This is a genomic window from Collinsella sp. Sow4_E3, assembly GCF_052116285.1.
Taxonomy (GTDB): Bacteria; Actinomycetota; Coriobacteriia; order Coriobacteriales; family Coriobacteriaceae; genus Collinsella.
Genome location: NZ_JBQKLJ010000008.1, coordinates 83,017 through 90,938 on the forward strand (window position 1 = coordinate 83,017; position 7,922 = coordinate 90,938).

Sequence of the window (7,922 nt, forward strand, 5' to 3'; positions counted from 1 at the left end):
GCTCGACATAGCATGTGATGAGGCTCCCAGCCATCAGGCTGGGAGCCTTTTTCTATGGTGGCGAGGGCTGTGCGCCCTCGTTTAGTACACTTAGAGGTACTGGATAAGTGAGGAGATGGGGGAGAACGTGCTCAAGTTCGGTACCTACGTTCGCGTTGGAAACGCGGCCGAAGCCTATGAGCTCTTACAGAAGAACCGCAACAATAAGATTGTGGGCGGCGGCATCTGGATGCGCCTGGGTTCGCGTCGCGTGGCGACGGCGATTGACCTTTCGGCCTGCGGACTCGACCAGATCGAGGAGACCGAGACCGAGTTTCGCATCGGTGCCATGTGCACCCTGCGCCAGCTCGAGCGCCATGCCGAGCTCAACGCGCTTGTCAACCATGTCTTTGAGTTCGCCGTCCACGATATCGTGGGCGTGCAGCTGCGCAACACCGCCACGGTGGGCGGCAGCATCTACGGTCGCTTTGGTTTCTCGGACGTGCTCTCGGCCTTTTTGGCGCTCGATTCGTACGTTGAGCTGACGGGTGCCGGCCGCGTGCCGCTCGCCGAGTTCGTGGATATGGGCTACGTGCGCGACGTGATCGAGCACGTGGTGGTCGTTAAGCACGATTACCGCGCAAGCTACGAGGCCGTGCGCAAGGCCGCGACCGACTTCCCCTCCTTAAACGTCACCGCTGCCTGGTGGGACAACAGCTGGCATGTCACCGTGGGCGCACGCCCGCTGCGCGCGACCCTGCTGCAGGGCGAGGCGTGCGGCCTGGTGAGCGAGCAGCCTTCCGAGGACGAGCTGCGCGCCCTGGCCGCGTCCGTACGCGCACTGAGCTACGGCACCAACCTGTGGGGCTCGGCCGACTATCGCCGTTGCATCTCGGCGCCGCTTGCCGTGCAGGCCGTGCGCCGCGCCGCCGGCATCGAGCTTTCGGCCTCGCTTGCCCGCGAGCTCGAGGGCGTGCAAGTGCCTAAGTTTGCCACGGACGAGTATTCCTGCCGCCGCGTGCCCGGCGTCGATTCTAGCGAGGTGCGCTAATGGCTGCCAAACTCATCGATCTTTCCTTTACGCTCAACGGCCGCAAGGTCAAGGTTCAGATTGCCCCCGACACCATGCTCTTTGCGCTGCTGCGCGAGCAGGGCTGCGCGTCGGTGCGCTGCGCCTGCGAGACTACTAACTGCGGCCTGTGCACGGTGTGGCTCGACGGCGACCCGGTGCTGAGCTGCTCGGTTCCCGCTGCGCGCGTCGAGGGCCGCTCCGTCACCACGCTCGAGGGCCTCAAGGCCGAGTCCGAGGCGCTCGCCCACGCAATGGCTGCCGAAGGTGCCGAGCAGTGCGGTTTTTGCGCCCCCGGCCTCATCATGAACGTGCTGGCGCTTGCCCGCGCCGCCAAGGAGGACCCGAGCCTCGTCGCCACGCGCGAAGAGCTCTCGCGCCAGCTCGCCGGCAACCTCTGCCGTTGCAGCGGCTACGAGAGCCAGCTGCGCGCCATCGTCCGCTTCCTTAACGAGTCCGGCGTGCAGGTGGGCTTTGAGATGCCCGAGCTTCCGGTCAACGACACCAGCTGCGATGGCGTCTCGTACAAGCAGATCACCCATAAGCAGCCCAAGAAGGACTCGAAGGCCCTGCTCGAGGGGCGTCCCGTCTACACAGGAGACCTAGTGCCCGCCGGCGCCCTTATCGTCAAGCTCAAGCGCAGCCCGTATGCCCGTGCCAAGATCCGCTCCATCGATACGTCGCGCGCCCTGAAGGTGCCCGGCGTCGTGGGCGTCTACACCTACGAGGACGTGCCCAAGCGCCGCTTTACCATCGCCGGCCAGAGCTATCCGCAGCCGAGCCCCTACGACCGCCTGATCCTCGAGAACCTGGTGCGCTACCAAAACGAGGAGGTGGCGATCGTCGCCGCCGAGACCGAGGAGGCCGCCGACAAGGCACTCAAGCTCATCAAGGTCGACTACGAGGTGCTCGAGCCCCTGTTCGACTTTACCCAGGCGCTCGATAACGACATCGTGGTCCACCCCGAGGGCGACGTGACCTTTATGTTCCCGCAGGGCGGCGACGTTGCTCGCAACCTGGTGTGCAGCGGTACCAGCGATTTTGGCGACCTGGACGAGGCCTTCGCCCAGAGCGACATCGTCTTTGAGCGCACCTACACCAGCCAGGCCACGCAGACTGCGCCCATGGAGACCTTCCGTGCCTTCGCGACGACCGACGCGTTCGGCCGCATCTCGGTGACCACCTCCACGCAGGTTCCCTTCCATGTGCGCCGCATGGTCGCGCAGTCGCTCGACATTCCTCAGTCGCAGGTGCAGGTTATTAAGCCGCGCATCGGCGGCGGCTTTGGCTCCAAGCAGACGGGCTGCTGCGAGATCTTCGTGGCGTTCGTGACCCAGCAGACTGGCCGTCCGAGCTATTGCTGCTACACCCGCGAGGAGACCATCACTGCGGGCAACTCGCGTCACCAGATGCAGATGACCGTCAAGCTGGGCGCCATGAAAGACGGCACCATCACGGCCATCGACCTGCACACGTTGTCCAACGCCGGCGCGTATGGCGAACATGCCACCACGACGATCGGCCTCTCGGGCCACAAGAGCCTGCCCATCTACAACCACGTGAAGGCGAGCCGCTTTAGGTGGGACGCCGTCTACACCAACACCAACCGCGGCGGTGCGTATCGCGGCTACGGCGCCACCCAGGGCCAGTTTGCCGTGGAGAGCGCCGTCAACGAGCTCGCCGACATGCTGCACATGGACCCCGCCGACCTGCGCCTTAAGAACATCGTGCGCGAGGGCGAGATTATGCCGCAGTACTACAACGAAAAGCTCAACGCCTGCGCGCTCGACCGCTGCCTGCTGCGTGCGATGGACATGATCGGCTGGCGCGACAAGCCGCTGGCCGTGGACCTGGGCGACCGCGTGCGTGCTCTGGGCTGCGCGCTCACCATGCAGGGCTCGGGCATCTCCAACGTGGATATCGGCGGCATCGACATGCGCCTGGAGGAGGACGGCTTCATTACCATCGGCACCGGCGCCACCGATAACGGCATGGGTGTCGACACGATCCTGGCGCAGATTGCCGCCGAGGAGCTGGGCGTGGAGAGCTCGCTTATCGTGGTGCGCGGCGTGGACACCGACGTCTCGCCGTTCGATGCCGGCTCGTACGCGAGCTCGGGTACGTACGTGACGGGCCTGGCAGCCAAGAATGCCGCGACCGAGCTGCGCGAGAAGATCTGCGCCAAGGCCGCCCAGATGTGGGACGTGGACGCCGCCGACGTGGTCTTCGACGGCCAGTACGTGCGTCTGTCTGACGAGCGCGCCGCTCGCGAGTGCGGCCGCTACCTCACGCTGCGCGACTTTGCCAACCTGTGCGTCAAGAACATCGCGGGCGGCGACGCGCTCACCTCGCATGCTTCTGCCTGCCTGCCCGTTTCGCCTCCGCCGTTTATGGCCGGCATTGCCGAGGTCGAGGTCGACAAGGCCACCGGCAAGGTGACTGTGGTGGACTATGCGGCGGCTGTGGACTGCGGCACCGTGATCAACGAGGCACTCGCGCGCGTCCAGGCCGAGGGCGGCATTGCCCAGGGCATCGGTCACGCGCTCTACGAGATTGTCGAGCACGACGAACGCGGCCGCCTGCGCACCGGTAACTTTATGAGCTACAAGCTGCCCACGCGCCTGGATATCGGCAGCATTCGCGTGGCCTTTGAGCCGAGCTACGAGCCGACGGGCCCGTTTGGCGCCAAGTCGATCGGCGAGGTCGTCATCAACACACCGCTCGCCGCCGTTGCCTCGGCCGTGGCGCACGCCACCGGCCACCAGGTTCGCTCGCTGCCGATCACGCCCGAGAAGGCCCTGCTGGGGGAGTAGGCGAGGAGTCGCTGTCGACGCTCTTTGCCTAGCCCGGGGAAACCGCAGCCCACTTTTCAACCGAATTGTGGGCTGCGGGAGATAGCCGATGGGGGTAGCTAATTTGGGACGGGGCGTTTTTAGCTACCCCCAAAAGCGGGGTAGCTAAAAAAGCCCCGTCCCAAATTAGCTACCCTGTTCCGCTGTAACTCGTGGTGAGGTCGTGGGCCTAAAAAGGTGTGCGTGCGCTTGCCGTTCGTATCTGCTATCATTCCTAGTCTGTGCGCTCATGCGGGCGTGGCGGAATTGGTAGACGCGCCAGATTTAGGTTCTGGTGGGATTCCCGTGAAGGTTCGAGTCCTTTCGCCCGCACCAACGCACCTGCGTCGGCCTCGGCCGTCGCGACACTTTGTTGCATAAAGGTACCAGCACCTCAGATAAGCTGGGCAGTATGAGGAGGAACGTGTTGAACATCACCGCTTCTGACGTCAAGGACGCCAAGCTCACCGCTACGGTCACCATCCCGGCCGCCGACGTCGACGCCGCGATCAAGAAGGCCTACAAGGACACCGCCAAGAAGTACCGCTTCCCGGGCTTCCGTGCCGGCAAGGCTCCCCGTCCGGTCATCGACGCTGCTCTTGGCGCCGAGGCCACCCTCGCTCAGGCCACCAACGATCTGATCGCCGCCAACGAGCCCGCCGTCCTCAACGAGCTGGACATCGTCCCCACCAAGAACGGTGACTACAAGGAGCTCGACCTCGCCAAGGATCACGAGGACTACACCTACACCGTCGAGTTCTCTCTGCGTCCTGCCGCCGAGCTCTCCTCCTACGACGCCGTCGAGATCGAGATGCCTCCCGCGGAGGTCACCGAGTCCGAGATCAACAACCAGGTCGAGATGCTCCTCAACTACCGTGCCACCTTCGAGGACGTCGAGGATCGTGCCGTCGAGGCCGAGGACTACGTTACCGTCGACCTCAAGGCCGTCGAGAACGCCGACAACTTCGCTGCCGAGGGCCGCATGCTCATCGCCGGTAGCGACAGCAACCCCAAGGAGTTCAACGAGGCTCTGATCGGTGCTAACGTTGACGACGTCAAGACCGTCACCTGGACCGACGAGGTCGAGGATGGCGAGGAGGCCGAGACCCACACCGTCGAGGTCACCGTCAAGGGCATCAAGGTCCGCAACACCCCCGAGCTCACCGACGAGCTCGTCAAGTCCGACTTTGGCTTCGACAGCATCGACGCTATGCGCGACGCCATCAAGCTCGAGATCGAGCAGGACAAGGCTTCCCGCCTTCCGGCCGAGAAGGAGAACCGTTGCGTCGCCGCTCTCGCCGAGCGCCTGCAGCTCGAGGAGATGGACGCCGACTACGAGCAGTCTGTCTTTGAGGAGCTTGGCCAGAACTTCCTGTCCAACCTCGCTGCCCGCGGCATGACGCTGGACACCTGGCTGCCCGCTTCCGGCCTGACCATGGAGCAGTTCATCGGCGACCTGCACAAGCAGGCCAACGACGTTGCCCGCGAGTCCCTGGCGCTCGACGCCCTCGCCCGTGAGCTCAAGATCGAGGTCACCGAGGACGACGTCAACGCCGAGTTCGAGAAGGCCGGCGTCAAGGACGTCGAGGCTTCCAAGGCCGAGTTCATCGCCGATGGACGCATGCCTGCCGTCCGCGAGTCCATCCGTCGCTCCAAGGCCGTCGACCACCTGGTCGAGAACGCCAAGGTGACCGAGGTCGACGAGACCGCCAAGGACGCCGAGTAATTCTCGCCACCTTTCCCGCGAGCGCATGCAGGCGCCCGTGATGGGGTAAAGTTATAAACCGGTTATTCGGTTGCTTCGTACGGTGCCAGCCAATGCATAGCATGCGGGCACCGTACGTTTATCTAGAACCAATTTGGTCCGCAAGAGAGAAATGGAGATGCGTATGATCGCTAAGTTCGATTCCGCCCTCGTGCCATACGTTATCGAGCAGACGCCGCGCGGCGAGCGCAGCTACGATATCTATTCGCGCCTGCTCAACGACCGCATCATCTTCTTGGGCGAGGAGATCAACTCCGTCAGCGCCAACCTGGTCGTTGCCCAGCTGCTGCATCTTGAGAGCCAGGATGCCGAGAAGGATATCTCGCTCTACATCAATTCGCCCGGTGGCGAGGTCTACTCCGGCCTGGCGATTCTGGACACTATGAACTTTATCAAGCCGCAGGTCTCCACCATTTGCGTCGGTATGGCCGCGTCTATGGCCGCCGTGCTGCTTTCGGCCGGCGCCAAGGGCAAGCGCTTCTGCCTGCCGCACTCCAAGGTCATGATTCACCAGCCCAGTGGCGGTGCCCAGGGTCAGCAGACCGAGATCGAGATCGTGGCCGAGGAGATCAAGAAGACCCGTCGCGAGCTCAACCAGATCTTGTCCGACGCCTCGGGCCAGCCGATCGAGAAGGTCCAGGCCGATACCGAGCGCGACAACTACCTGACTGCTGCCGAGGCGCTTGACTACGGCCTGATCGACCGTATCGTCACCTCGCGCGATCTTGCCGCGAAGGACGCCTAGGATGGCCGGTAACATGCAGGACAACTTTGACGAGAACGGCAACCCCATCCGCTGCTCCTTCTGCGGAAAAGAGCAGGGTCAGGTGCGCCGCCTTGTAAAGGGCCCTACCAACATCTTTATCTGCGACGAGTGCGTTGCCGCCTGTTCCGAGATCTTGGAGGAGTCGCTGGCTTCGGACTTTATGGATGCCGCCTGCAACGGCAAGCTGCCGGGCTTCCTCAACGACCACGGTCAGGCTGCCGGGCAGCCTGCCATGGATCCCGAGCCCGAGGGCTTTGAGCTCGAGGACGACGTACGTCAGGTCATTACGCACGTGCCGACCCCGCACGAGATCTATGACGAGCTTTCGGCCTATGTCATGGGTCAGGAAGACGCCAAGCGCGCCATGTCGGTTGCCGTGTACAACCACTACCGTCGCGTGATCGAGGGTGGCGCCGCGCTTTCGGCCTTTGACGAGGCCTCGGGTGCGGGTTCGCGGCTCGACGACGATATGGACGAGGTGGAGCTCGCCAAGTCCAACATCTTGCTGCTCGGTCCCACCGGTACCGGTAAGACCTTGCTCGCCCAGACGCTCGCGCGCATCCTCGAGGTGCCGTTTGCCATCGCCGACGCCACCGCACTCACCGAGGCCGGTTACGTGGGCGAGGACGTGGAGAACATCCTGCTCAAGCTCATCAATGCTGCCGATGGCGATATCGAGCGTGCGCAGGTCGGCATCATCTACGTGGACGAGATCGACAAGATCGCCCGCAAGGCCGAGAACCTCTCCATCACCCGCGACGTTTCGGGCGAGGGCGTTCAGCAGGCGCTGCTTAAGATCCTTGAGGGCACGGTGGCAAGCGTTCCGCCCACCGGCGGCCGCAAGCATCCCCAGCAGGAGCTGCTGCAGATCGACACGACCAATATCTTGTTTATCTGCGGCGGTGCCTTTGTGGGTCTGGACAAGATTATCGCCGATCGCGTGGGCAACAAGGGCGTGGGCTTTAACTCCGAGATCGCCGGCCCCACCTCGGTCGACGAGAACGACCTGCTGCGTCAGGTGCTTCCGCAGGACCTCAACGCCTTTGGTATGATCCCCGAGTTTGTGGGACGTACGCCCGTCGTCACCCAGACACAGGCGCTCGACGAGGACGACCTGGTGTCGATCCTGACCGAGCCAAAGAACGCCGTTGTGCGTCAGTACCGCAAGATGTTCCAGCTCGAGGACGTTGAACTTGAGTTTGAGGACGCCGCCCTGCACGAGATTGCCCGCATGGCGCTTGCCCGCAAGACCGGCGCCCGCGGCCTGCGCTCCATCTGCGAGGACGTGCTGCAGCAGACGATGTTCGACCTGCCGAGCGAGGAAGGAGTCGCCAAGGTCATCGTGACCGAAGCCTCCGTAAAGGGCACCGAACAGCCCCAGCGCATCTACGGCTAACCTGCCAAGACGATATGAGAAAGCCATTTGGGTCGCCTCCCCCGCGGCGCAGCTTCTTTTCGCGGGCTCGGGATGCCACAATGGGCTTTGAGTATCGGCCCGTGCGGTAGCCCTTA

General features: G+C 63.6%; 5 protein-coding genes and 1 tRNA gene. All 6 read left to right on the plus strand.

Annotation, left to right across the window (positions count from 1 at the left end):
• The first annotated feature begins 127 nt into the window (after positions 1-127).
• Entirely contained in the window at positions 128-1,030 is a 903-nt protein-coding gene (locus ACTQ48_RS06575) for an FAD binding domain-containing protein (RefSeq protein ID WP_441041645.1), read from the plus strand.
• Positions 1,030-3,861 (plus strand): molybdopterin-dependent oxidoreductase, encoded by a 2,832-nt coding sequence (locus ACTQ48_RS06580; RefSeq protein WP_441570420.1) that lies wholly within the window; start codon positions 1,030-1,032, stop codon positions 3,859-3,861. The genes ACTQ48_RS06575 and ACTQ48_RS06580 overlap by 1 nt, the downstream gene beginning before the upstream one ends.
• A gap of 270 nt (positions 3,862-4,131) precedes the next feature.
• Positions 4,132-4,215: transfer RNA gene (locus ACTQ48_RS06585), tRNA-Leu, on the plus strand.
• A gap of 88 nt (positions 4,216-4,303) precedes the next feature.
• Complete coding sequence (tig, locus tag ACTQ48_RS06590) at positions 4,304-5,605, plus strand: trigger factor (protein ID WP_370450562.1); 1,302 nt, start codon at positions 4,304-4,306, stop codon at positions 5,603-5,605.
• Between the two features lie 163 nt (positions 5,606-5,768).
• The gene (locus tag ACTQ48_RS06595; RefSeq protein ID WP_022095182.1) at positions 5,769-6,389 is read left to right on the plus strand and encodes an ATP-dependent Clp protease proteolytic subunit; all 621 of its coding nucleotides are present in this window, start codon (positions 5,769-5,771) and stop codon (positions 6,387-6,389) included.
• 1 nt (position 6,390) lies between these two features.
• Entirely contained in the window at positions 6,391-7,806 is a 1,416-nt protein-coding gene (gene clpX, locus ACTQ48_RS06600) for an ATP-dependent Clp protease ATP-binding subunit ClpX (protein ID WP_427794736.1), read from the plus strand.
• Positions 7,807-7,922 lie beyond the last annotated feature (116 nt).

What these genes read in the sequence shown, in the direction of transcription:
- ACTQ48_RS06580 (WP_441570420.1), top strand. Translation starts at nt 1,030, where the DNA reads ATGGCTGCCAAACTCATCGATCTTTCCTTTACGCTCAACGGCCGCAAG.
- ACTQ48_RS06595 (WP_022095182.1), top strand. Translation starts at nt 5,769, where the DNA reads ATGATCGCTAAGTTCGATTCCGCCCTCGTGCCATACGTTATCGAGCAG.
- clpX (WP_427794736.1), top strand. Translation starts at nt 6,391, where the DNA reads ATGGCCGGTAACATGCAGGACAACTTTGACGAGAACGGCAACCCCATC.